This window comes from Streptomyces sp. NPDC127092, from assembly GCF_042722475.1.
In the GTDB taxonomy this organism is placed as follows: Bacteria; Actinomycetota; Actinomycetes; order Streptomycetales; family Streptomycetaceae; genus Streptomyces.
Genome location: NZ_JBHXFE010000013.1, coordinates 92,748 through 113,518, shown reverse-complemented (window position 1 = coordinate 113,518; position 20,771 = coordinate 92,748). Strand labels below are relative to the sequence as shown.

Sequence of the window (20,771 nt, the reverse complement as noted above, 5' to 3'; positions counted from 1 at the left end):
GGCTCAGGCGAGCAGGTTCACGGTGCTCCGGAACACGCCGGGGAACCGGGCGGCCGCCGGCATGATCAGGGGCGCCAGGGGCGGCTGGTTCCGGATCCAGAGCAGGGACCTCGTCAGGAGGCGGTAGCTGCGGGACAGGCGGCACCATTCCCGCTCGTACGCCTCCGGCCGCCCCTCGCGAAGGCAGCGTACGAGGGCGTCCGCCGCCGTCAGGGCGAGCGTGAGGCCCTCGCCGGTCAGCGCGTCGACGTACCCGGCGGCATCACCCACGAACAGGACCCGGCCGGCCCTCCGGGTGCGGGCCTGCTGGCGCAGCGGCCCGGCGCCCCTGACCGGCGTCCGCTCGGCCCCGCGCAGACGGGCGGCCAGCGCGGGGAAGCGGGTCAGCTGTTCGTCGAAGGGCAGCCGGCACGAGGTGAGGACGGCGATGCCGACCTGCCGCGGCCCCAGCGGAGTGACGTACGCCTCGCAAGCGGCGGACCAGTGCACCTCGACCAGGTCGGTCCACGGCTCGACGGCGTAGTGACGCCGCAGTCCGTACCGGGGCGTGTGCCGGCGGCCGACGGCCGGCCGCACGGCCAGACCGAGGGCGCGCCGCGTGGGCGAGTGCAGTCCGTCGGCCGCCACGAGATAGCGGGCGGTGATCCCGTCGGCGGTCACCCACGCGTCGGACTGGGTCACCTCGCGGATGTGGCGCGGGACGACCGGAACGCCGAGCCCCGCGGCCCGGGCGGCGAGGGCCTCGTGCAGCACCGTCCGGCGCACGCCGCGACCCGGCCCCGTGCGGAACCGGGCCTCGGCGCTGCGGTCACCGGCGGCGTCCACGTAGCGGATGCCCCGGAGGTCCCGGCCGGGCACGGGCACGCCGAGGGCTTCCAGGGCGTGCACCGCCGAGGGCATCAGCCCCTCGCCGCAGGCCTTGTCGATCGGCGCCGGCCGCGGCTCCGCGACCACCACCTCCAAGCCCCGTCGCGCCCCGTGGATCGCGGTGGCCAGACCCGCCGGGCCGCCCCCGACGACGAGCAGGTCGATCACGGCGCGGCTCCGGTGGAGGAGAGGGCGCGTGACGGCGCCAACGCGGTGTTCTCGCAGCGGATGCGCACGGTGAGCAGCGCCGCGTTCAGGAGCGAGAAGCCCAGGGCGGTCAGCCAGGCGGTGTGCACCAGCGGCAGGGCCGCGCCCTCGACGACGACCGCGACGTAATTGGGGTGCCGCAGGAGGCGGTAGGGACCGGAGGCCACGAGCGGGAGGTCGGGGACGATCAGCACCCGGGTGTGCCAGCGGGGCCCGAGCGTGCCGATGCACCACCACCGCAGGGTCTGGGCGGCCAGCGTGAGAACGAGCGCGGGCCAGCCGAGCCACGGCAGGAAGGGCCGGTCGGCCGCCCAGGGCTCGACGAGGCAGCCGAGGAGGAACGCGGCGTGCAGGACCACCATGACCGGGTAGTGCCCGGCGCCGTGCTCGCGCGCGCCCCTGGCCCGGCTCCAGGCCCCGTTGCGCCGCGCCACGGCGAGTTCCGCGAAGCGTTCCGCGACGACCAGCAGGACCAGCGCGGTGTACGGCGTCGGCGTCACGACGGCCTCACCACGCCAGGAGGACGAGCTCGGACGAGAAGCCGGGCCCGAAAGCGATCACCAGGCCCGTCGTTCCGGACGGCGGCCGGCCGGTCTGCGTCTCCTTCAGGATGTGCAGCACCGACGCCGAGGACAGGTTGCCGTAGCCGGCCAGGGCGCGGCGGCTCGCCGCGAAGGCCGCGTCCGGCAGGCCGAGCCCGTCGGCGAGCGCGTCGAGGATCTTCGGGCCGCCGGGATGGCAGATCCACGCCCCCACGTCCCCGGGTTTCAGGTCGTGCGCGGCGAGGAAGGACTCGACCTCCTCGGCCACGTGGAGCCTGACGAGTTCGGGGAGCTCCGGACCGAGCACCATGCGAAAGCCCCAGTCACCGACGTCCCACCCCAGCAGATGCCCGGTCCCGGGATACAGGCGGCTGCGCACCGCCACGACACTCGGCACGGAGGCTCCGGGCGGCCGTGACACCGTGGGCGGGGACGCGGGCGAGCGGTCACCGCCGACGGCCACCAGTGCGGCGGCACCGTCCCCGAACAGACCGCCGGCCACCAGGTTCGCCGTCGACATGTCGGCGCGCTGCAAGGTGAGCGAGCACAGTTCGGTGGAGAGAAGCAGGGCGGTACCGTCCGGCCGGCCGTCGAGGAAGTCGTGGACGCGGGCCAGGCCGGCGGCGCCCGCGGAGCAGCCGAGCCCGAACAGGGGCGTGCGCCTGACGTCCGGCCGCAGACCGATCCGTGCGGCGAGCCGGGCCTCCAGGGAGGGCGTCGCGATGCCGGTCACCGTCGTCGAGACGACCAGGTCGACCTCCTCCGGCCGTACGTCGGCCTCGTGGAGCGCCTGCCCGACGGCCTCGGCGCCGAGCGCGACGGCCAGCTCGACGAAGAGACGGTTGGTGTCGCCGAACGTGCCGAGATCACGGTAACGGTCGAGGGGCAGGGCGAGATGACGGCTCTCCACACCGGCCGCCGCGTGCAGCCGGCGCACGAGCTCCCTGTCCGGACCGGGCGGCAGGCCGGAGACGAGGTCTTCGGTGATCTCGTGCTGCATGTAGCGGTGCGGCGGGAAGGCCGTGCTCACCGCGAGGACGCGGGTCATTGGTCCAACATAGGGACGATGAGGCGCCGACACCCTCAACCCGGTGGTCATGGGCGCGCCGTCGCCTAGCGTGGTGCGGTGCGCCCCACCACGGACGAAGGATCCCCCCGCCTCGCCGCTCCGCCCGTCACCGGCCCGCCGGAACGCTCGGCCGCCCTGGGCCTGCTGAAGGCCAGTCACCCCGGGCCCGCGACGACCGTGACGGTCCTCGCGGCGCTGCTGGCCGCGGCCTTCGGCCTGGACCTCGCCGCCGCGGCCACGGCGGTGGCCGCCGTCGCCGCGGGTCAGCTGTCGATCGGCTGGTGCAACGACCGGCTGGACCTCCGGCGCGACCGCGCCGCGGGACGGCGGGACAAGCCGCTGGCCACGGGGGCCGCACGGCCGGTCACGGTGGGCGCGGCGGCCTGCACGGCCCTGCTTCTCTGCGTCCCGCTGTCCCTCGGCTGCGGACTCCTGGCGGGCGCGGTGCACCTTGGCTGCGTCGCCGCCGGATGGACGTACAACCTGTGGCTCAAACGGACGGTGCTCTCCTGGCTGCCGTACGCCGTCGCCTTCGGGCTGCTGCCCGCGTTCCTGACGCTGACCCTCCCGGGCCGCCCGTGGCCGCCCCTGTGGCTGACCGCCGCGGCGGCGCTCCTGGGGACGGGTGCCCACTTCGCCAACGTCCTGCCGGACATCGAGGAGGACCTCGCGGGCGGGGTACGAGGGCTCCCGCAGCGCCTGGGCCGGCGCGGGTCCATGGCGTCGGCCGCGGTCCTCGCGCTCGCCTCGTGTCTGCTGCTGACGGCCGGCCCGACGGGCCCGGTGTCCGCGGCCGGAGCGGTCCTGACCGGCGTGACCCTCGTACTCTGCGCCGTGGCGGTCGCCGGACCGCCCGCTCTGCTGCGGGGACGGCTGCCCTTTGTCGCCGTCATGGCCATGGCCGGCCTCGACGCCGCGCTCCTGGTGGTCGCCGGAAGCGGTTCGCCCGCCGGCCAGGCCTGGCCGTGAACGGGGCCGCGGGCCGCCGGCGAGGACGGCCCGCGGACGGCCCGTGGACGAGGGCGACGGCCCGGCGGACGGCCGCCCGCCGGGCCGGGGCGGGCCGGGCGTGGGCGCCTCAGTCCTTGCCGCGACCGGTCATGGCGTCCCGCATCCGGTCGACGAGACCCATGCCGGGGGCGAGGATCTTGTTGGCCGGGGGAGTGTCGGGAGCGGAGGGGTGGGGCCGGGTCGGCGCCATCTTCTTCGCCTTGCGGACCTTGTCGCCCAGTTCGTTCATCATGTCGGCGGGACACGCCTCGCGAAACCGCGGGAAAAGGTTGTTCTCCTCGTCGGCGACATGGGAACGGATTTCGTTCATGAGCCGCATCATCAGCTCGTCGAACTGCGGATCATCGGCGGCGCAGCTCTCCAGCTCCTTCATGGTGCGTTCGGCTTCGGCGTGGTCCTGCAGTTCCTTGTCGGCCAGGGCGTCGCCGTTGGGCATGTGCTCCCGGACGGCCGGGTAGAGGTAGGACTCCTCCGCGACCGAGTGCCGCACCAGCTCCATGGTGACCTGATCTGCGAGGTTCTTCCTGCGCGGATCCCCGGAAGGAAGTCCCTGGATCTTGGCGAACAGCTGCTCCACTTCCTCGTGGTCGGCGGTGAGCTCGGCGATGACATCGCCACCGTGTCCCATGTCTCTCTCCTTTTCCGTTGTCCGGTGTGGGCTTCCAATGAAGCGCGAGGGAAGGCGAAAAGGGTCGCAATTCCCGGAGCGTCAGCGTGTCGCCGTTCCGTCCCGCGTGACCTGCGTCATTTCGGGTCCGCAAGGTGCCGGTTTATCGTGCTGGGGATTTCCTCGCCTCTTCTCCGTACGGACGGTCAGCCGTGCCCGCAGACGACTTTCTCGCCCCCATCGTGGCGGCGACGACGCAGTGGCTCGTCCAGGCCTACCCGCCTGCCCGCGGCGCGCTGCAGCGCGGCCTCGCCGAGGCCCAGGCCCGCCAGGCCGTGACGGTGGCGGCGCTGCTGCGCTACCCCACGGAACTGGACGCCGAGCTCGTGGCGTTCTCGGGTCCGGGAGGCGCGTCCCGTCTCGACTGGATCACCGGGGCGGACGCCGCCGTGGCGGACGACACCGAAGCGTGGCGCTCCTGGGTCGACGAGGTCGTCACCAGCTGGGCGGCCTGCCTGCTGGCCTCCCCGGCCCTGGCCACCCTCGCGGCCGAAGCGGTCGTCGCGGCGGGCGGCGACACCGCACCCGTCGCCTTCCGGCGCCTGACCGATCCGACCGAGGAAGACCACCGGTCGGCGGCCCTGCTGCGCCACCCCGACGTCCTGGCGCCGATAGCCGACCTCCACGGCGCGGCACTCCGCGACCGCCTCCAGGCCGCCCTGCCGACGTGACCGCCGGAAGGCACGGAGGACCGGGCGTCACGCGGCGGGAGCCGTGTCCCGGGCGGGGGACACCGTGGTGAGGACGAAGGAGTGGCCGGCCGGGTCCATGTAGCGGCGAAGGTCCGTGCGGCGGTCGGTCCTGGTCCCGTCGCGCTCCGCCGCCACGGGCCGTGCGCCGAGCGACACCGCCTCGCGTTCGGCCTCGTCGAGGGCGGTCGGCGCCACGAAGATCTGCAGGTGGGCCTGCTGCGAGTCCTCGGGCCGGGGCCAGCTCGGCGGCGCGTGCCCCAGGTCACGTCGGATCCCCAGCACCACACCGGAATGGCCGGAGACGAGCAGCAGGTCGTGGTCGCCCCCGGCGGGCTCGACGGTCCCGCCCAGCAGGGCCGCGTAGAACCGCGCCAGGGGATCCGGATCGGTGGAGTCGAGTACCAGCACGCTGGTCTTGGGAACAGTCATGTCTCCCGTGTGCCCCGCGCCGCCGCGTCCAAGCCAGGGCTCAGCAGCCCCGGGTGGAGTTCCGGGAGGGCCGGCGGGGACGCCGCTGCCGCGGTGCCCGGGCGGTAAGCCACGGCTGGTCGACGGCATCGGCCGCGGGAGCGGTGACCACCTTGGGGAGGGCGCCCGGGTGCTCCCGCGCGAGCCAGCCGACGAGTTCCTCCCGTACCGCGCAACGGGTCGTCCACAGGTCGTCGGCGTCCTTGGCGGTCACGATCGCCCGCACGGTGATGCCGGTCGGCGAGGTGTCGGTGACGGCGAGGTCCCAGCCCCGCCCGTCCCAGGTGTCGCACGTGCCGAGGAACTCCCGCAGGTGCTCCCGTACGAGCGCGACCGGCGTCGTGTGGTCGCAGTGCACGAACACCGAACCCGTCATCTCCGCGCCGCCCCGCGACCAGTTCTCGAACGGACGTGACGTGAAGTACGAGACGGGGAGCGTGACGCGACGCTCGTCCCACGTCCGGACCGTGAGGAAGGTGAGCGTCACCTCCTCCACGACGCCCCATTCGCCGTCCACCACGACGGTGTCACCGATGCGGACCATGTCACCGAACGCGATCTGGAAGCCGGCGAAGAGGTTGCTCAGCGTCGACTGGGCCGCCACGCCGGCCACGATGCCGACGATGCCCGCCGAGGCGAGCAGGGACGTGCCGAGCGTACGGAAGGAGGGGAAGGTGACCAGGGCCGCGGCGGCGGCGAGCACGCCGACGGCGACGGACACCACCCGCATGATCAGCGTGACCTGCGTACGGACGCGGCGGAGCCGTGCCGCGTCGCGCGAACGTCCGGCGTACCGCGCGTACGAGGACTCGACGACGGCCGAGACCGTCCGTACCGCCAGCCAGGCCCCGCCGCCGATCAGGCACAACAGCAGGACGCGGCTCACCGCCCCCGCGTGCTCTTCGAGCGGCTCCTGTCCGGGCGCCGCCACCGAATAGGCCCATCTGAGCAGGGCGGCCAGCACCACGACGTACAGCGGCGTACGGCAGCGGCGCAGCAGCCCCCACAGCGGGGTTTCCGGATGCCGCGCGTCGGCGAACCGCGCCAGCATGTCCGCCGCGCGGCAGACGGCGAACGCGGCCAGGGCCGAGCCGCCGACGGAGATCGCCAGCCGGATGAGGCTCTCCATGTGCTCCCCAGTCGATGAGTCGAACAGGCTCGTCCCTACGCCTCACCGCCGTCGAGCACGCAAAACCTCGGCCGCCTTCGGCACCGGTCGCCGTGGGAAGCGCCGGCCCGGTGCCTCGTCGCGGTCATCCCCGGCCGTGCCGCGCGATCACGACGGGGTCCTCGATGAGCCGCACGGTCGGGGCCGGCTTCGGCACCGGGCGCTTCCACGCGCCCTCCGCGCCCGCGACCTCGTCGAACTCCCAGTTCCGGCAGGTCGCTTCCAGTGCCAGCGGGTAGAGGGTGAGCGTGCCGTCCCGGGCGAGGTGCATCCGGAGGAAGCCCTTGTGGTCGTCGACGGACTGCCCGGACATCTGCCATTCGGCGACCGGGCCCCGGTCCGTCCACAGCACCCACAGGGCGAAGAGCTCGGAGCCGAGGAAGGCGCCCGTCACGGCGGCGACCGCCAGCAGGATCGCCAGCAACGCGAGACCGTTCCAGGAGGACGGGACCGCCCGCGCGATGGCGACGGTGACGGTCAGGGCCGCGGCGGCGACCGCCGCCTGGAACAGCACGGCCACGACCGGACCGGACGGCGCCCTGGGCCGCCGTTCCCGCATCAGCCCCCTCCACCAGCCGATCACGAAGGGCAGGACGAACAGGGCGGCGCTCGCGCAGAGCAGGCCGAGCAGGTCGTCGGCGCCGGCGCTCCGCAGGGCACCGACGGGGTTGTGCCGGCCTTCGGCCAGCGCGAACGCGCCGCTCGCGACCAGCACGAGCACCATCTGCACCGCCCCGGCCAGGACGGCGAATCCGGGGTTGCGCCGCGGCAGCCAGAACCGCGACCAGGGCTTGGCGATCGCGCGGACGAGCGAGCGGGACTCCGCCGCGTCCGGGTACGTGTGCTGGGCGAGGGCGAACGCCGTCGGCGGATGGTCCTTCTTCTGCATGCGCGAGGTGGCCGGCGGCAGGGGCAGGGCCTTCGGGAGCCGGTGCGTGGACGCGAGGAACGCACCGCCCAGACCGCACGTCACCATCTGGCGCCGCCGCGGGTCCGGGGGCAGGACGTCGCCGGCCCCGGCCGCGTCGCCGGCCAGCCGCTCCGCGTAGCGGGCGTAGTGGTGCTTGTCGCCGGTCAGCCACAACCGGATCGAGGCGCCCGTCTCCTCGTGCTTGCGGGTCGTCCGGTCGAAGCGGGACCGCACGATGTTGCGGTCGAACCAGTGCAGGGAGTTGAAGGCGTCGGGCCGCTCGTCGCTCCTCACCCAGGTGGGCTCGGCCGAGCAGACGATGACGCTGTCACCGGGACGCAGCCGCGGCGAGAAGTACGTCTCGAAGTAGCGCCGCTGCGGATCGTCGAAGTACGTGCCGAGCTGGCTGTCGAGACCGACGAGCCACCAGCGCTGGGGGAGTTCGACGGCGAAGTAGCTCCGGGTCTGACGGGTCTGCCAGCCGCCGATCACGCTCTCCTGGGCGAACAGCCGCAGGAACGCGGTGAGTCCGTCGTACCAGTCGTGGTTGCCCGGCAGCGCGACCATGAGCGGCTCGTCCGGCGCCGACGGGAGCGCCGCGCGGTAGGGCCCCTTCATCCGGTCCTCGTACGCGGTCGCCGACGCCACCGGGTACACCTGGTCCCCGCCGAGGACCAGCAGCGAGCCACGGGGGAGCGGGCCGGGCCCGTCCACGGCGAGCCGGTCCGCCCCCAGGGCGGCCGCCACCGACGCCGTCGCCTCGAATCCGTCGCCGAGGTCCGCGACGAAGTCGATCCAGATCTCCTCGGCGTCGGGATCCGCCAGAGGCGCCCGCAGGAGACCGGCCTCCAGCGCGCCCTGGATCTCCCGCTTGTCCGAGTAGCCGGCGAAGACGGCGGCCAGGCAGACCTTGACCGCCGTGCGCGCCAGCTCCTTCGGCGCCAGCCAGCGCACCGGCTCCTGCGGAGTGAACCGGAGCTCGTCCGCGTGTCTGCGCAGCTCACGGAAGTCCACTTCGGCTCCTCCTCGGTCAGAGCGGGGACCAGGGCAGGACGTGCTGCGCGTACACGTCCCACAGCTTGCCGAGGAAGAACCGCCCGAACCGTCCCAGGGTGGTCACCCTGGCGGGCAGCGTCGGCGCCTCGACCCGGAAGGTGGTGAGTTGCTTCAGGAAGTCGGCGGGGCGGATGCGCACGGTTCCCGCCGCCACCGGCTCGGCCCCGGACTCCTCGTCGGCGTCGACGTGACCACGGAGGACGCGCGTGTAGAGGACGGACGTGTCCTTCCAGACGCCCCGGCGCGAGTCCTCGCTGACGTCCTTGTACCCGCTGAGGGTGAGCGGGTGACCGGCCCGGTCGCTGAAGAACAGGCGGTAGCGCATCCGCAGGTGCTGCGGGTCGGAGTGCTCCACGAACAGCTGGAAGGTGCCGCGCTCGACCGGAAGGCGCCCGCCCAGCTCCTGGCAGAGGATCTCCCCGCGCAGCTCGGCCTCGTGCTCGGGACCGAAGAGGAAGCGGTCCATTCCCCTGATGTCGACGGTCACGTGCAGGGCGAGGTCGGCGGTGGCTCCGCCCGCCGACGAGTCCGCCTTCCGGGGGTCGTCCTCCCCGAAGACGACACGGCCGACCATGCGCTCGGTGAAGCGCAGGCCGGTCCGGTCGTCGGGGGGGCCGGGAGGTTCACCGGGCTTGCAGGCGATTCCCTGGTCCGTGCACCAGCGGCGCGCATGCCGCACTCCCAGTTCCACGGCCTGGGCGAAACGGTCCCGGCTGAAGTTGACCAGGTAATTCAACGGGACCTCGCCGCTCAACATCCGGACCTCGATCGGGCGCCCGAACTCTCCCCCCTGACCGTCGCGGATGGCGGCGTTGCTGGCCTCGATCCGGCGCAGCCAGTCCTGCAGCCGGCCGTTGGCCGTCGTCTCGATGACGTGGAAGTAGTTGGCCACGAAGCCGTTGCGCCAGCGGTGCCTCCGGCTCACCGTCCAGATGATCCACAGTTCGTCGCAGCCCCGCCGGATCGCCTCCTCGACGTTCGCGTCGGTCAGATAGACCGGGTCGATGTACGTCTGCCCGTCGATGACGACCGGAGGGAACCACATGGGCAGCGCCACCCCGGCGCAGAACCGGTCCTCGTCCATGCGGTCGGCGGTCACCGGCTCCAGCTCGTTGGCGCTGAAGTTGTAGAGGTTGAAGGTGGCCTCGACGTCGGTGGCCCGGATCCGCTCCCAGTCCAGTCCCCATGCGGGAAACACGTGGCGCCGGTATCCGTCCAGGGTGAACAGGGAACGGGCGTACGGTCCCTTCGGCAGCTCGCGCCAGTTCGGGGTGACGCCCTTCAGCGGGGAGAGCCCGCGCCAGTTGTCCGCGATCTGGCGACCGGACATCCCCTGGCAGTACATGGCGAGGTTGAACACTCCGCCACTGGCACCGTCGACGTGGTCGAACGTCAGCTCCGCCTCGTCGAGCAGGACCTGGAGGACGCCGGCCTGGTAGGCCACCTTCAGCCCGCCGCCGGCGAGGAGGAGGGATCTGCGCGGGGATCCGCCGCGGGGCGTGGTGTCCTGTCCGGTCGTCATGAGCGTCCCTCGGAGTTCTGCCGGTGGTCCTCGAGGATGCGGGTCGCCGAGCGGTCGGCCAGCGCCGCGATGGTCAGCGAGGGGTTCGGGCCGACGGGGCCGGGCAGCACCGAGCCGTCGGCGACCGACAGTCCCGGGTAGCCGTACACGCGGCCGAAGGGATCCACCACGCCGTCCCGCACGCTGTGCCCCATGGGGGCGCCGCCCAGGGGATGCACGGTGATGAGGCGGTTGAGCAGCCACAGGGGATTCGCCGCGTAGCGTCCGCCGAGGCTGTGGGACACGCGCTCCATGGCCGCGTTCATCTGCTCGAAGTACGGGTTGGACGCGGCCGGTTTCCAGTCGAGGTCCAGATGTCCGTCACGGAGGAACATCCGGCCGTCGGGGACGTCCCTTCCCATGCCGAGCAGCGGCAGGGACGTCGCGGTGAACAGGCCCTTGCCCATCGCGTCACCGAGCTGTCGACCCACACGGCTGCGTGCGGTCCCGGTCAGCTGCGACCAGCCGCGGCGCAGCAGGAACCGTCCGACCCGGTTGGACATGGTGAGGACGTTGTGCTCGACGAGCCAGTTGAGGAACTCCGGGTACCCGGCGTCCTCGATGTAGAACCCCCGGTCCCTCGCGCCGCTTCCCTTGCGGTCCACCCGCATCGCACTCGTGATGACCGGTCCGAAGCTCGGCTCCATCAGCCGTGGCACCGTTTCCCCCGGCCGGTCCCTGCGCCTCTGCTTGGCCTTGAACACCAGCCCGAGGAAGTCCCCGTTCCCGGAGAAGCGGGTACCCAGCGCCGGGCTGAGCGCGGGGAAGGCGCTGCGGTTGCGCAACAGCAGATAGGTCGTGCCGAGCGTACCGGCGGACAGCACGAGCCGCCTGGCCCGCACCGTCCGCCGTACGGGAGGAGCCGACGGATCCTCGTCCCCGGCCGCGCGGTGCTCGACGTACGAGACCTGGAAGCCCTCGCGGACCGGTTCGAACGAGCGGACCTCGCAGCGGGTGCGGATGTCGGCCCCGAGCCGTTGCGCGGCGCTGAGGTAGGTGAAGTCCAGACTGTTCTTGCTGCCGAAGTTGCAGCCCAGGTCGCACTCGCCGACGAGCCTGCAGGCGTAGCGCGGGCTGTGGTGCAGGTTGTCCTCGCCGCCGTCGAGGGGAGCACCGGGCACCGCAGGTTCCCCGAAGGAGACCGCCAGCAGCGGGAGTTCCCACGGAAGCCCCAGCCGCTCGGCCGCCTGGCGCATGGCCTGGGTCTTGGGCGTGCTCCGGTAGGGCTCCACGTCGAAGGGGTAACGCCGTGCGCCCAGCATGGTCTCGACGTTCCCGTAGTGCTGATCGAGGTCCTGACGGGTGACGGGCCAGTCCTCGTAGCCGCCGTCGAACGACTCGTGCACGAACCAGCTCTCCGGCTTGCGGATCAGCACGTTCGCGTAGATCAACGATCCGCCGCCCAGACCGCTGGACACGAGCGCGTCCATCGTCGAGAAGCTCCACATGTCGTACATCCCGTACAGCCCGGAATCCGGGTCCCAGAAGTTCCTGGCCGCGTCGTGGGGGCTGCGGGGAAAGGACCCGGGCGGGAACGGCTTGCCTCGTTCGAGGACGCATACGCTCAGGTCGGCGTCGGCCAGGCGATACGCCGTCACGGATCCGCCGAAACCCGAGCCGACGACGACGGCATCGAAAACGTCCACGCTCGCCACCTCTGGAGATCGGAGCCGGAACAGCTGCCTCGACTTCCCCCTCGCTGCGGCTGCCGCACGCGCGACCTCTCTCCATGGTTCACCCGCGTGTGGTGAAGCGCATGTCGAGGCGTTCGGACCGGCTCCAGCCACCTGGCGGGGGTGCGCCCGTCGGTCGGCGGATGGCCGGCCGAACGCCCGGGCTTCCAGGCTGGGGCACGACGCCGTGCGCGAGGTGCGCGGCGGACCACGAAGGAAAGGAAGCTTGCAGTCAGCGGCGGGTGTGAATGAAGCCGATCTTGTCGATCTCGTCGCCCGAGCGACCGTGGAAACCGGTGATCTGCCAGCCCGGGGGAGCCGTGTGGCTCACACAGTCGGAAGTCGGCGTGCCGCCGGCGAGGCTGCGGCCCAGGTTCGTGGTGAACCTGGTGCGGAAGATCCGCGTGTGGCCGTCCTTCTGGCCCCGACAGAGGTACGCGCCGGTGACATACTCCTCGCCGCCGAGCGTGAGGGAGGCCGCGGTGCCTCCGGTGCCGCCGTGGGTGAGCGTGGTGCCGTTGCCGAGGGTGAGGCTCAGCCGGTCGACCCGGGATCCGGCGCTCAGCGAGACGGTGGTGGCGCGGGCGCCGGCGGGGACGCGGTCGATGTCGTTGAAGTGGTCGCCGTGCGGTCCGCCGAACTGCTCGCTCAGCCGGAAGTCCGGGTTGCGCGACCAGGAGAAGCCGACGGAGATCGGGTCGTGGTCGGACAGCATGCGTCCGTCGCCGGTGAGGAACGCGGCGTGCTCGTTGGCGTAGGAGGTGGCGTGGAGCGAGACGAGTCGGCTCCCGCGGTAGAGGAGTTTGTCGACGACCTCGCAGGTGTTGGGCACGGTCGGCCCGGTCTGGTCGCAGAGCAGGGGGTCGCTGCCTTTGGCGGGCGGGGTGCCGCCGCGGACCAGCTCGACCCAGGGGTCGGTGAGGCCGTTGGCGGCGGCGAACTCGGCGATGGTGTCACCGGTGCGGGTGTAGCGGGTGTTGGTGTCGCCCATGACGACGACCGCGTTGCCCGCCGAGCGGCTCGCGATGAAGGCGGTGAGCTGGTCGAGGTTGTCGGCCCGTGCCGCCAGGTCCCCGGCGCTCGTACCGGCGTTGGTGTGGAGGTTGTAGAAGTCCACGTAGACGCCTTCGGCGAGGCGGTGACGGGCGAAGGTGAAGCCCTTGGGGGTCAGGCAGTCGCCGGAGTCGTACCGGCACGACCTCCAGCGCACCCGCTCGAAGTCGTCCTCGTCGTACGCGGTCTTCGACAGGGTGTTGAGTCCGCTGCCGATGCCCGCCCCGCCGCTCGTGGGCGTGCGGTACGGGTGGGCGGTGTCGGCGGCGTACAGGCGGGCGTGGTAGTTGAAGTCCTCCTGCACGTGGACGATGTCGTAGGGAGCGATCCGCCGGCCGATCTCCGTCGTGCTGGACTCACGCGGTGTCGGGGCGCTGGAGATGCTCTCGGGCAGGCCGGCCACGTTGTAGGTGAGCACGCTGAAGGCGCCCGAGTCGGCGATCGGCGTCGCCGTCGCCGACGGCGCCGTCGCGGTGAGCCCGGCCAGTGCGGCCGCCGTCGTCAGGCAGGCGAGGAGTCTGCGCATGGGTGTCTCCTGGTGGCGAGGAGGTTGCGTGGTGGTGTGACGACGGGCGGCCCGTACGGTTCCTGGGAGCTTAGCGAGAGAAGGTCAGCCGCGGTGCCGCGTTGCGGGCCAAGGTGTGGGCCTGGTCGGGCCACCAGGTGCCCGCGGGCGGATCGACGATGCCGTACTCGGGATCGATCGTGCCGCCGGTGTTGCGGGTGCAGCTGCCGTCGGACTCGCCGGGGATCTTGACCCACAGGTAGGCGTCGACGAGCGGGACGCCGGTGTCGGCGGTCGGGCGCGGGCCGAGGCCGCGGCCGGGCGCGTTGCACCAGATCTCCGGGTCGCCGGTGTACTTGCCGGGCTCGGGGGTCCAGGCCCCCAGGCCGTTGCGGCTGGTGTCGATGACGAAGTGGTGCAGCGCGTCGTTCGGCGGGGTGCCCACGGTCTGGTCGAACCATGCGTCGGTCCAGCGCCAGGTGGCGGGGTCGGCGGAGTCGACCGCGTTGCCGGGGGCGCCGTCGTTGGGCGCGGCGGGCGAGTAGTACTGGGTGGCGCACCAGTCGGTGTGGCCGCGGGCGTACTCGGGCCCTTCGGTGGCGAACCACATGCACTTGGAGATCCAGGTGCCGTAGCGCGCGTTGTGGTCGGTGGGGTGGGTGTTGGACACGTTGAGGGCGAAGCCGTCGCTGTACCGGACACCGGCGTCGAGCAGTCGCCGCGCCATGTCGCCGACGGGCCGCCACAGGACGTTGCCCGCGTCGAGGTAGACCGCGGTGCGGGCCCTGGACTTGATGGTCCTGACGGCGTATTCGAGGTCGGCGACGCGGGTCGCCGTGAGTTCGCCCGTCGGGTCCACGTCCGGCCCGCAGTCGTTCGGGAGGAGCGCCAGGCCGTCGGGCTCCACCACGACGACGGCCTTGCTGTCGCCGATGCCGGCGGCGAAGGCGTCGATCCACTGCCGGTACGCGGCCGAGGACGCCGCGCCGCCGCTGGAGTACTGCGAGCAGTCGCGGCCCGGGACGTTGTAGGCGACCAGGACGGGGGTCCGGTCGACCGCCCGGGCCTCACGGACCAGACGCTTCACCTTGCCCCTGACCTCGTCGGGCGTGCCCTCGGTGAACCACTCCGCCTGCGGCCAGCTCGCGAGCTTGGCCATGTTCACGGCGTTCGTGAGGTCGCCGTTCCTGAGGTCGGTGAGCGCCTGCCGGGCGGCCTTGCTGTCCGGGTCCACGTAGAACTTCGTGGTCGGGGTGAGCGTGTCCCCGGCGGTTGCGGCCTGTGCCTGCCCCTGCGTCGCGGTGAGGGCGGCGCAGGCCGCGAGCGCCGCGAGGGCGGCGGTCGCACGGCGCCGTAGGCTGCGTGGCTTCATGAGGGCTCCTGGTCGAAGGGGTGGGGTGAGACGGGTCCGGTGGCTGTGGCCCGGTCGCGGGGCGGCGGACACCGGGCCACAGCGGTCCGAGGTCAGTAGCCGTAGATCATCTTGTAGGCGACCTCGGGGAGGAACTGGCCGGCCGTGGAACCGGTCCCGACGCCGCAGTTGCCGTCGGACTCGCCCGGGGCCTTGATCCACAGGAGCATCTCGGCGCCGCCTCCCAGCCGGGTGGGCGTGCCGATGCGGCGGCCTGCCGCGTTGCACCACTCGCCGTTGGAGCCGTTGCCGTTGCGGCTGGTGTCGACGACGAACGGCTTGGTGTACCCGTAGCGGGCGGCCAGTTCGCTGTTGACGGCATTGCCGTAGGCGGTGTTCTGGGCGGTGGTGTAGTAGTTCGAGATGTTGAGGGAGAAGCCGTGCGCCTGCCGGAGGCCGGCGTCGTGGAGGCGCTGGGCCATCGTCGCCGCGCTGATCCAGCCGGGGTTGCCGGCGTCGAGGTACACCCAGGTGTTGGGGGCCTGGCGGTTGAACTCGGCGACGGCGCCGCTGATCATGCCCTGGCGTTCGCGGATCTGCGTCGGGTTCAGGCAGCCGTAGTCCGCGAGGGAGTCGGGTTCGAGGAGGACGACCGCCGGGCGGTTGGCAACCCCGCCGGCGAACTGCGCGATCCAGGTCGCGTAGGCGGAGGGCGAGGTGGCTCCGCCTCCGGAGTGCCCGCCGCACGAGTCGCGGAGGTAGATGTTGTACGCGACCAGGATGGGCAGCTTGTCCGACTGGTCCGCCGCCCCGACGTACGCGCCGGTCGCCGTGCCGATGGTGCCGCTCCAGGCGCCGAACCAGCGGGCCATGGGGGTGTTGGCGAGGGACGTGTTGATCGCGGGCGTCCGGCCGTCACCGGGGTTGGCGGCGACCCACTGCTTGGCGCTGGAGTTCGGGTCCACGTAGAACCCGCTGGTCATGGTGGTCGGGTCGGCCGCGTGGGCGGATGGTGCGACGGCGAGCGCCAACGGCAGCGCGAAGAAGGCTGCCGCGAGGGCGCGGAGTCGGCGGCGCATGACGGTACCTCGATTCCTGACGGGGGACGCGCCGCATGCTCTCGTCCGGAGCGGGCGGCGCACTGAGGAAGTGCGGTGGTACGACACCCCTGGGTCGTGGAAGCGCTCCCACTGGAAGCGATCCCAGCCCGGACTTCGGCTGCCCCGGGGTGTGGCCGGTATCGTGTGACGCCCTGTTCGGCCTGTCAAGTGGGCCTGGTTAACCAACACTTCACATGGCGGCGAGAAGGCTTTACAGTCATGCAACTGGAAGCGCTCCCAGTCTTCCGTGCGTTCCGGTCCCGACAGGAGAGGCGGATCATGGCCGAAGGTGTGCCACGCCGGCAGTCGACACTCGACGAGGTGGCCGAACTGGCGGGCGTCTCACGGTCGGTGGCCTCGCGGGCGCTCAACAACGCCCCGCACGTCAGTCGCGCCAAGCGTGAGGCGGTCGAACGGGCCGTCCGCCAGCTCGGTTACGTGCCCAATCCGACCGCCCGCGCGCTGGCGACCCGTCAGACCGGCGCGGCCGCCCTGGTCGTCTCGGGGGAGGATCCGTCGATCTTCGCGGACCCGTTCTTCGCCCAGGTGATCGTGGGTGCCTCGGCCGCCCTGGAGGACGCCGATCTGCACCTCATGCTCTGCCTGGCCGCCTCGGACCGGGGCCGCAGGCGCGTGGAGCAGCTCCTGAGGTCCAAGGGCGCCGACGGCGTGATGCTGATGGCGCTGCGCGAGGACGATCCGCTGGCCCACATGGCCGAGGAGGCGGAGCTGCCCGTCGTGTTCGGCGGCCGGCCGGTGGGTCTGGACCCCCGGTGGTACGTGGACGTCGACAACGTCGGCGGAGCGCGCGCGGCGACCGAGTACCTGATCGCGGCCGGCCGGACCCGGGTGGCCACGATCTGCGGGCGCCTGGACACCGAGGTCGGGCGCGCCCGGTACCGCGGCTACCAGGACGCCATGCTGGCGGCGGGCCTCGAACCGTACCCGCCGGAAGCCGGGGACTTCACCGAGCCCAGCGGGGCCGCCGCCATGGCCGCGCTCCTGGCGGACCATCCCGGCCTGGACGGGGTGTTCGCCGCCAGCGACAACATGGGGGCCGGGGCCCTGCGCACGCTGCGGAAGGCCGGCCGTGCGGTCCCCTCCGACGTCGCCGTGATCGGCTTCGACGACCTGGCCGTGGCCCGGATCGCCGACCCGCCGCTGACCACGGTGCACCAACCCATAGAGGGTCTCGGCCGGGAGATGGCGCGCATGCTCGTCGCGCTCATCAACGGACAGGACCCCACCCCGCTCATCCTCCCCACGCGCCTGGTCACCCGCGCCAGCGCCTGACGGGCCACCCTCGCCGCCCACCTCCGCGGCGAGGTTCCGTCGCCCTGCCTTTGGGAGCGCTCCCAAAAACCTGCCTCTGGGAGCGCTTTCAGAGCGGAGATGTCCCCCCGCCCGCGCCGACCGCCGACCGCCGACGAGGCGAGGCCCTGCCCGGCGCACCACCCGAACCCCTTGACGCATCGAGGAGATGCCATGCCCCGTTCGTCCGCACCAGCCGCCCGCATCCGTTCCGCCGTCCTCGCTCCGGCGGCCGCGGCCGTGGCCCTCGCGCTCGCCCTCACCGGCTGCTCGTCCTCCGGAGACGGTTCCGTCTCCGCCGACGGGAAGATCACCCTCACCGTCGGCACCTTCGGGACCTTCGGCTACAAGGAGGCCGGCCTGTACGACGCGTACATGAAGCAGAACCCCGGGATCGTCATCAAGGAGAACCCGACGACCGTCGAGGGCAATTACTGGACCGCCCTGCAGACCCGGCTGTCCGGAGGCGGCCTCGACGACGTCCAGGCCCTCGAAGTCGGCCGGATATCCCTGGCCACCTCCGAGGACCTCGCCGACGCCTTCGCCGACCTCTCCGACGCCCCTGGCGTCGAGAAGAAGAACTACCTGCCCTGGAAGTGGGACCAGGCCACCACCTCCGACGGCAGGACGATCGGACTCGGCACCGACGTCGGCCCCATGGCCATCTGCTACCGCCAGGACCTGTTCAAGGCCGCCGGCCTGCCCTCCGACCCCGAGTCGGTCGGCAAGCTGTGGGCCGGCGACTGGGCGAAGTTCGTCGAGACGGGCGAGCGGTACCAGGCCAAGGCGCCCAAGGGCACCTACTTCATGGACAGCGCCACCGGGTTGTTCAACGCCGTCGTCTCCAGCAGCCCCGTCCAGTACTACAAGGACGGCAAGCTCGCCTACAAGGACTCGGCCGGCGTGAAGACCGCCTGGGACCTGGCCGTCAAGGCCGTCCAGGGCAGGACCAGCCAGGGCCTGAAGATGTTCGACACCCCCTGGCAGACGGCGTTCTCCAAGTCCAGCTTCGCCACCACCGTCTGCCCCTCCTGGCAGCAGGCCAACATCCAGCAGTTCTCGGGTCCCGGCAACAAGGGCAAGTGGAACGTCGCCCAGCCCCCGGCCGCCGGCAACTGGGGCGGCTCCTTCCTGGCCGTGCCCGCCTCCGGCAAGCACGTCGACGAGGCCAAGAAGCTCGTCGCCTGGCTCACCGCGCCCGAGCAGCAGGCGAAGGTCTTCCAGAAGGTCGGCAACATCCCCGCCAACCAGGCCGCCTACGACCTGCCCGGCGTCGTCGACTACAAGAACCCCTACATCGGGCCCGACGCCGCCACCGGCCGGATCTTCTCCGCCGCCGCCCAGGCCATCAAGCCCGCCGAGAACGGCCCGCGCGCGGGCGACCTGACCGGGGCGTTCGGCACCGGCGTCCTGCTCATGGAACAGAACGGCAAGAGCCCGGAAGAGGCCTGGAGCGCCACCGTCCGCCAGATCGACAGCACCATCCAGTAACGCTCCCCGCTTCCCCCGCCTCTGCCCGGCCGCCGCCGCAGGGGACAGGGCGGCCGGTCACCGGGGAACCGGCCGCCCCCTCCCCGTACCGGCGCGACCGGCCGCGACCACCACCGAAGGAACCCGCCCGTGGCCTCCACGACCGCACCCAGCCTCGACGGCCCCGCAGGCCGGCAGGACACCCAGCCACCTCCGGCCCGCGCCTCCGGACCCTCGGCCTGGCGCAGCCGCCTCCACCGCTGGGACACCAAGGGCACGCCGTACGCCCTCGTCGCGCCCTTCTTCCTCGTCTTCGCCGCCTTCGGGCTCTTCCCGCTGCTCTACACGGGATGGCTCTCCTTCCACCGGGTGAGCCTCTACAACGTCGACCGCGCCGAATGGGTCGGCCTGCGCAACTACACGGACCTGTTCACCGGCCAGGTCAGCCACTACTTCTGGAACGCCCTCCTCAACACCTTCACCCTCGGCGTCCTGTCCACCGTCCCGCAACTGCTGATGGCGCTGGGCCTCGCCCACCTGCTCAACTACCGGCTGCGCGCCCGCGGATTCCTGCGTACGGCGCTCCTCGCCCCGTACGCGACCTCCGTCGCCGCCGCCACCCTCGTCTTCGCCCTGATCTTCAGCCCCGAGGGCGGCATGGCCAACTGGTTCCTCGGCCTGTTCGGCGCCGGGCCCGTGCACTGGGAGGCCGGCCGCTGGAGCTCACAGTTCGCCATCTCCGTGATCGTCACCTGGCGCTGGACCGGCTACAACGCCCTGATCTACCTCGCGGCCATGCAGGCCGTGCCGCGCGAGCTGTACGAGGCCGCCGCGCTGGACGGCGCGAACCGCTGGCAGCAGTTCCTGCACGTCACGGTCCCCGCCCTGCGCCCCACGATCCTCTTCACGGTGATCGTCTCGACCATCGGCGCCACCCAGCTCTTCGGCGAGCCCTACCTCTTCGGCGGCCAGAGCGGCCACCAGGGCGGCGCCGACCACCAGTACGAGACGCTCGGCATCCTCATGTACGACCAGGGCTTCCACTCCAGCATGCTCGGGCGCGCCAGCGCGGTCGCCTGGATCATGTTCGGCCTGCTGCTGCTCATCGGGCTCGTCAACGCGCTGATCACCCGCCGCCTGCGCGCCTCCCAGTGACGTGGAGTACGACATGACCACCACCACCCCATCCGCTCCCGGCCGCGCCCAGCGGACGCCCGTGCGCACCCCTGCCCGGGCCGTCAGGGCCGGCAGGGCCGGCGGCCAGCACAAGGCCGGGCCGCTCGCGCGCGTCGTCCTCGGACTCGCCGCCCTGGCCTCCTTGTTCCCGCTGTACTGGACGCTGGTCGCGGCGTCCACCGACGGCCACGCGGTCGTCTCCAGCCCGCCGCCGATGCTGCCCGGCGGCAACCTGTTCGAGAACCTCTCCTACGTGTGGCACAACGCGGGCGGGCGCGGCATGGGCGTGGCCCTGCTCAACTCCACGCTCGTGGCCGGGGCCGTCACCGTCAGCACGGTGACCTTCTCCGTCCTCGCGGGCTTCGCCTTCGCCAAGCTCCGGTTCCGCGGGAAGAAGGTCATGCTCGGCCTGGTGCTGTCCACCCTCGCCGTGCCCGCGCAGCTCAGCGTCGTACCCCTGTTCATCCTGACCAAGAACCTGGGGCTGAGCAATCACCTCGGGGCGCTGATCCTGCCCGTACTGGTCACCGCCTTCGGCGTCTTCTTCATGCGTCAGTTCCTCTCGCAGGCACTGCCCACGGAACTCCTGGAGGCCGCCCGCGTCGACGGCGCCAACTCGCTGCGCGTCATCTGGCACGTCGTCTTCCCCGTCGCCCGCCCGGCGATGGCGGTCCTGGGCATGCTCACCTTCGTCCAGTCCTGGAACGACTTCCTCTGGCCCGTCATCGTCATGAACGGCTCCACCAACCCGACCGTCCAGGTCGCCCTCGCCGGACTGGGCACCGGCTGGTCGACCGACTGGTCCGTCATCACGGCCGGCGCGCTGACGGGCACCCTGCCCCTCCTCCTCGTCTTCGTCCTCTTCGGCCGTCACATCGTCGGCGGCATCACCCAGGGCGCCGTCAAGGGCTGAC

18 protein-coding genes are annotated in these 20,771 nt (G+C 72.1%); 6 read left to right on the top strand and 12 right to left on the bottom strand.

Annotated features, from left to right (window positions below; genetic code table 11):
• Positions 1 to 3 precede the first annotated feature (3 nt).
• The 3 genes from ACFWJO_RS13670 to ACFWJO_RS13660 are packed head-to-tail and all read right to left on the bottom strand — an operon-like array spanning position 4 to position 2,664.
• Positions 4 to 1,035, bottom strand: coding sequence for an NAD(P)/FAD-dependent oxidoreductase (locus tag ACFWJO_RS13670; protein WP_386864891.1), 1,032 nt, complete (start codon positions 1,033 to 1,035; stop codon positions 4 to 6).
• Positions 1,032 to 1,574, bottom strand: a complete 543-nt coding sequence (locus ACFWJO_RS13665) for an isoprenylcysteine carboxyl methyltransferase family protein (protein WP_386864890.1) — start codon at positions 1,572 to 1,574, stop codon at positions 1,032 to 1,034. Before ACFWJO_RS13665 ends, ACFWJO_RS13670 begins: the two co-directional genes overlap by 4 nt.
• A gap of 7 nt (positions 1,575 to 1,581) precedes the next feature.
• Entirely contained in the window at positions 1,582 to 2,664 is a 1,083-nt protein-coding gene (locus ACFWJO_RS13660; protein ID WP_386864889.1) for a type III polyketide synthase, read from the bottom strand.
• A 78-nt stretch (positions 2,665 to 2,742) separates the two neighbouring features.
• Between ACFWJO_RS13660 and ACFWJO_RS13655 the strand changes: the two genes are divergently transcribed.
• Positions 2,743 to 3,654 (top strand): UbiA family prenyltransferase, encoded by a 912-nt coding sequence (locus ACFWJO_RS13655; RefSeq protein WP_386864888.1) that lies wholly within the window; start codon positions 2,743 to 2,745, stop codon positions 3,652 to 3,654.
• Positions 3,655 to 3,763: 109 nt separating this feature from the next.
• On the opposite strand, the gene ACFWJO_RS13650 is transcribed toward ACFWJO_RS13655, so the two are convergent.
• The gene (locus tag ACFWJO_RS13650) at positions 3,764 to 4,324 is read right to left on the bottom strand and encodes a hemerythrin domain-containing protein (protein ID WP_386864887.1); all 561 of its coding nucleotides are present in this window, start codon (positions 4,322 to 4,324) and stop codon (positions 3,764 to 3,766) included.
• Between the two features lie 191 nt (positions 4,325 to 4,515).
• Here ACFWJO_RS13650 and ACFWJO_RS13645 point away from each other — a divergent pair, with 191 nt between their 5' ends.
• Positions 4,516 to 5,034, top strand: coding sequence for a hypothetical protein (locus ACFWJO_RS13645; protein WP_386864886.1), 519 nt, complete (start codon positions 4,516 to 4,518; stop codon positions 5,032 to 5,034).
• 27 nt (positions 5,035 to 5,061) lie between these two features.
• Here the strand turns inward: ACFWJO_RS13645 and ACFWJO_RS13640 are convergent, their stop codons facing one another.
• The 8 genes from ACFWJO_RS13640 to ACFWJO_RS13605 form a co-directional block, all read right to left on the bottom strand.
• Positions 5,062 to 5,484 (bottom strand): VOC family protein, encoded by a 423-nt coding sequence (locus ACFWJO_RS13640; RefSeq protein WP_386864885.1) that lies wholly within the window; start codon positions 5,482 to 5,484, stop codon positions 5,062 to 5,064.
• A 40-nt stretch (positions 5,485 to 5,524) separates the two neighbouring features.
• Positions 5,525 to 6,652 carry a mechanosensitive ion channel family protein gene (locus tag ACFWJO_RS13635; RefSeq protein WP_386864884.1) on the bottom strand — a complete coding sequence of 376 codons (1,128 nt, stop codon included), beginning with the start codon at positions 6,650 to 6,652 and terminating at the stop codon, positions 5,525 to 5,527.
• Between the two features lie 124 nt (positions 6,653 to 6,776).
• Positions 6,777 to 8,615 (bottom strand): hypothetical protein, encoded by a 1,839-nt coding sequence (locus tag ACFWJO_RS13630; RefSeq protein WP_386864883.1) that lies wholly within the window; start codon positions 8,613 to 8,615, stop codon positions 6,777 to 6,779.
• 16 nt (positions 8,616 to 8,631) lie between these two features.
• Positions 8,632 to 10,179 carry a patatin-like phospholipase family protein gene (locus tag ACFWJO_RS13625; protein ID WP_386864882.1) on the bottom strand — a complete coding sequence of 516 codons (1,548 nt, stop codon included), beginning with the start codon at positions 10,177 to 10,179 and terminating at the stop codon, positions 8,632 to 8,634.
• Positions 10,176 to 11,864: a GMC oxidoreductase gene (locus tag ACFWJO_RS13620; protein WP_386864881.1), complete on the bottom strand. Its 1,689-nt coding sequence runs from the start codon at positions 11,862 to 11,864 to the stop codon at positions 10,176 to 10,178. Before ACFWJO_RS13620 ends, ACFWJO_RS13625 begins: the two co-directional genes overlap by 4 nt.
• A 259-nt stretch (positions 11,865 to 12,123) precedes the next feature.
• Positions 12,124 to 13,470 (bottom strand): jacalin-like lectin, encoded by a 1,347-nt coding sequence (locus ACFWJO_RS13615; protein ID WP_386864880.1) that lies wholly within the window; start codon positions 13,468 to 13,470, stop codon positions 12,124 to 12,126.
• Positions 13,471 to 13,540: 70 nt separating this feature from the next.
• Positions 13,541 to 14,821 (bottom strand): glycoside hydrolase family 6 protein, encoded by a 1,281-nt coding sequence (locus ACFWJO_RS13610; protein WP_386864879.1) that lies wholly within the window; start codon positions 14,819 to 14,821, stop codon positions 13,541 to 13,543.
• Between the two features lie 92 nt (positions 14,822 to 14,913).
• Positions 14,914 to 15,879 carry a glycoside hydrolase family 6 protein gene (locus ACFWJO_RS13605; RefSeq protein WP_386864878.1) on the bottom strand — a complete coding sequence of 322 codons (966 nt, stop codon included), beginning with the start codon at positions 15,877 to 15,879 and terminating at the stop codon, positions 14,914 to 14,916.
• 300 nt (positions 15,880 to 16,179) lie between these two features.
• Here ACFWJO_RS13605 and ACFWJO_RS13600 point away from each other — a divergent pair, with 300 nt between their 5' ends.
• The 4 genes from ACFWJO_RS13600 to ACFWJO_RS13585 all read left to right on the top strand — a co-directional run bounded on the left by ACFWJO_RS13600 (position 16,180) and on the right by ACFWJO_RS13585 (position 20,770).
• Positions 16,180 to 17,193 carry a LacI family DNA-binding transcriptional regulator gene (locus ACFWJO_RS13600; RefSeq protein ID WP_386864877.1) on the top strand — a complete coding sequence of 338 codons (1,014 nt, stop codon included), beginning with the start codon at positions 16,180 to 16,182 and terminating at the stop codon, positions 17,191 to 17,193.
• Positions 17,194 to 17,385: 192 nt separating this feature from the next.
• A complete protein-coding gene (locus tag ACFWJO_RS13595; protein WP_386864876.1) occupies positions 17,386 to 18,702 on the top strand; it encodes an extracellular solute-binding protein in 1,317 nt (438 codons plus the stop codon).
• 129 nt (positions 18,703 to 18,831) lie between these two features.
• Entirely contained in the window at positions 18,832 to 19,836 is a 1,005-nt protein-coding gene (locus ACFWJO_RS13590) for a carbohydrate ABC transporter permease (RefSeq protein WP_386864875.1), read from the top strand.
• 13 nt (positions 19,837 to 19,849) lie between these two features.
• Entirely contained in the window at positions 19,850 to 20,770 is a 921-nt protein-coding gene (locus ACFWJO_RS13585; protein ID WP_386864874.1) for a carbohydrate ABC transporter permease, read from the top strand.
• Position 20,771: the final 1 nt, after the last annotated feature.

Coding starts and splice junctions, on each gene's coding strand:
- ACFWJO_RS13635 (WP_386864884.1), bottom strand. CDS start 6,652: ATGGAGAGCCTCATCCGGCTGGCGATCTCCGTCGGCGGCTCGGCCCTG.
- ACFWJO_RS13595 (WP_386864876.1), top strand. CDS start 17,386: ATGCCCCGTTCGTCCGCACCAGCCGCCCGCATCCGTTCCGCCGTCCTC.
- ACFWJO_RS13640 (WP_386864885.1), bottom strand. CDS start 5,484: ATGACTGTTCCCAAGACCAGCGTGCTGGTACTCGACTCCACCGATCCG.
- ACFWJO_RS13625 (WP_386864882.1), bottom strand. CDS start 10,179: ATGACGACCGGACAGGACACCACGCCCCGCGGCGGATCCCCGCGCAGA.
- ACFWJO_RS13660 (WP_386864889.1), bottom strand. CDS start 2,664: ATGACCCGCGTCCTCGCGGTGAGCACGGCCTTCCCGCCGCACCGCTAC.
- ACFWJO_RS13615 (WP_386864880.1), bottom strand. CDS start 13,470: ATGCGCAGACTCCTCGCCTGCCTGACGACGGCGGCCGCACTGGCCGGG.
- ACFWJO_RS13605 (WP_386864878.1), bottom strand. CDS start 15,879: ATGCGCCGCCGACTCCGCGCCCTCGCGGCAGCCTTCTTCGCGCTGCCG.
- ACFWJO_RS13585 (WP_386864874.1), top strand. CDS start 19,850: ATGACCACCACCACCCCATCCGCTCCCGGCCGCGCCCAGCGGACGCCC.
- ACFWJO_RS13610 (WP_386864879.1), bottom strand. CDS start 14,821: ATGAAGCCACGCAGCCTACGGCGCCGTGCGACCGCCGCCCTCGCGGCG.
- ACFWJO_RS13600 (WP_386864877.1), top strand. CDS start 16,180: ATGGCCGAAGGTGTGCCACGCCGGCAGTCGACACTCGACGAGGTGGCC.
- ACFWJO_RS13650 (WP_386864887.1), bottom strand. CDS start 4,324: ATGGGACACGGTGGCGATGTCATCGCCGAGCTCACCGCCGACCACGAG.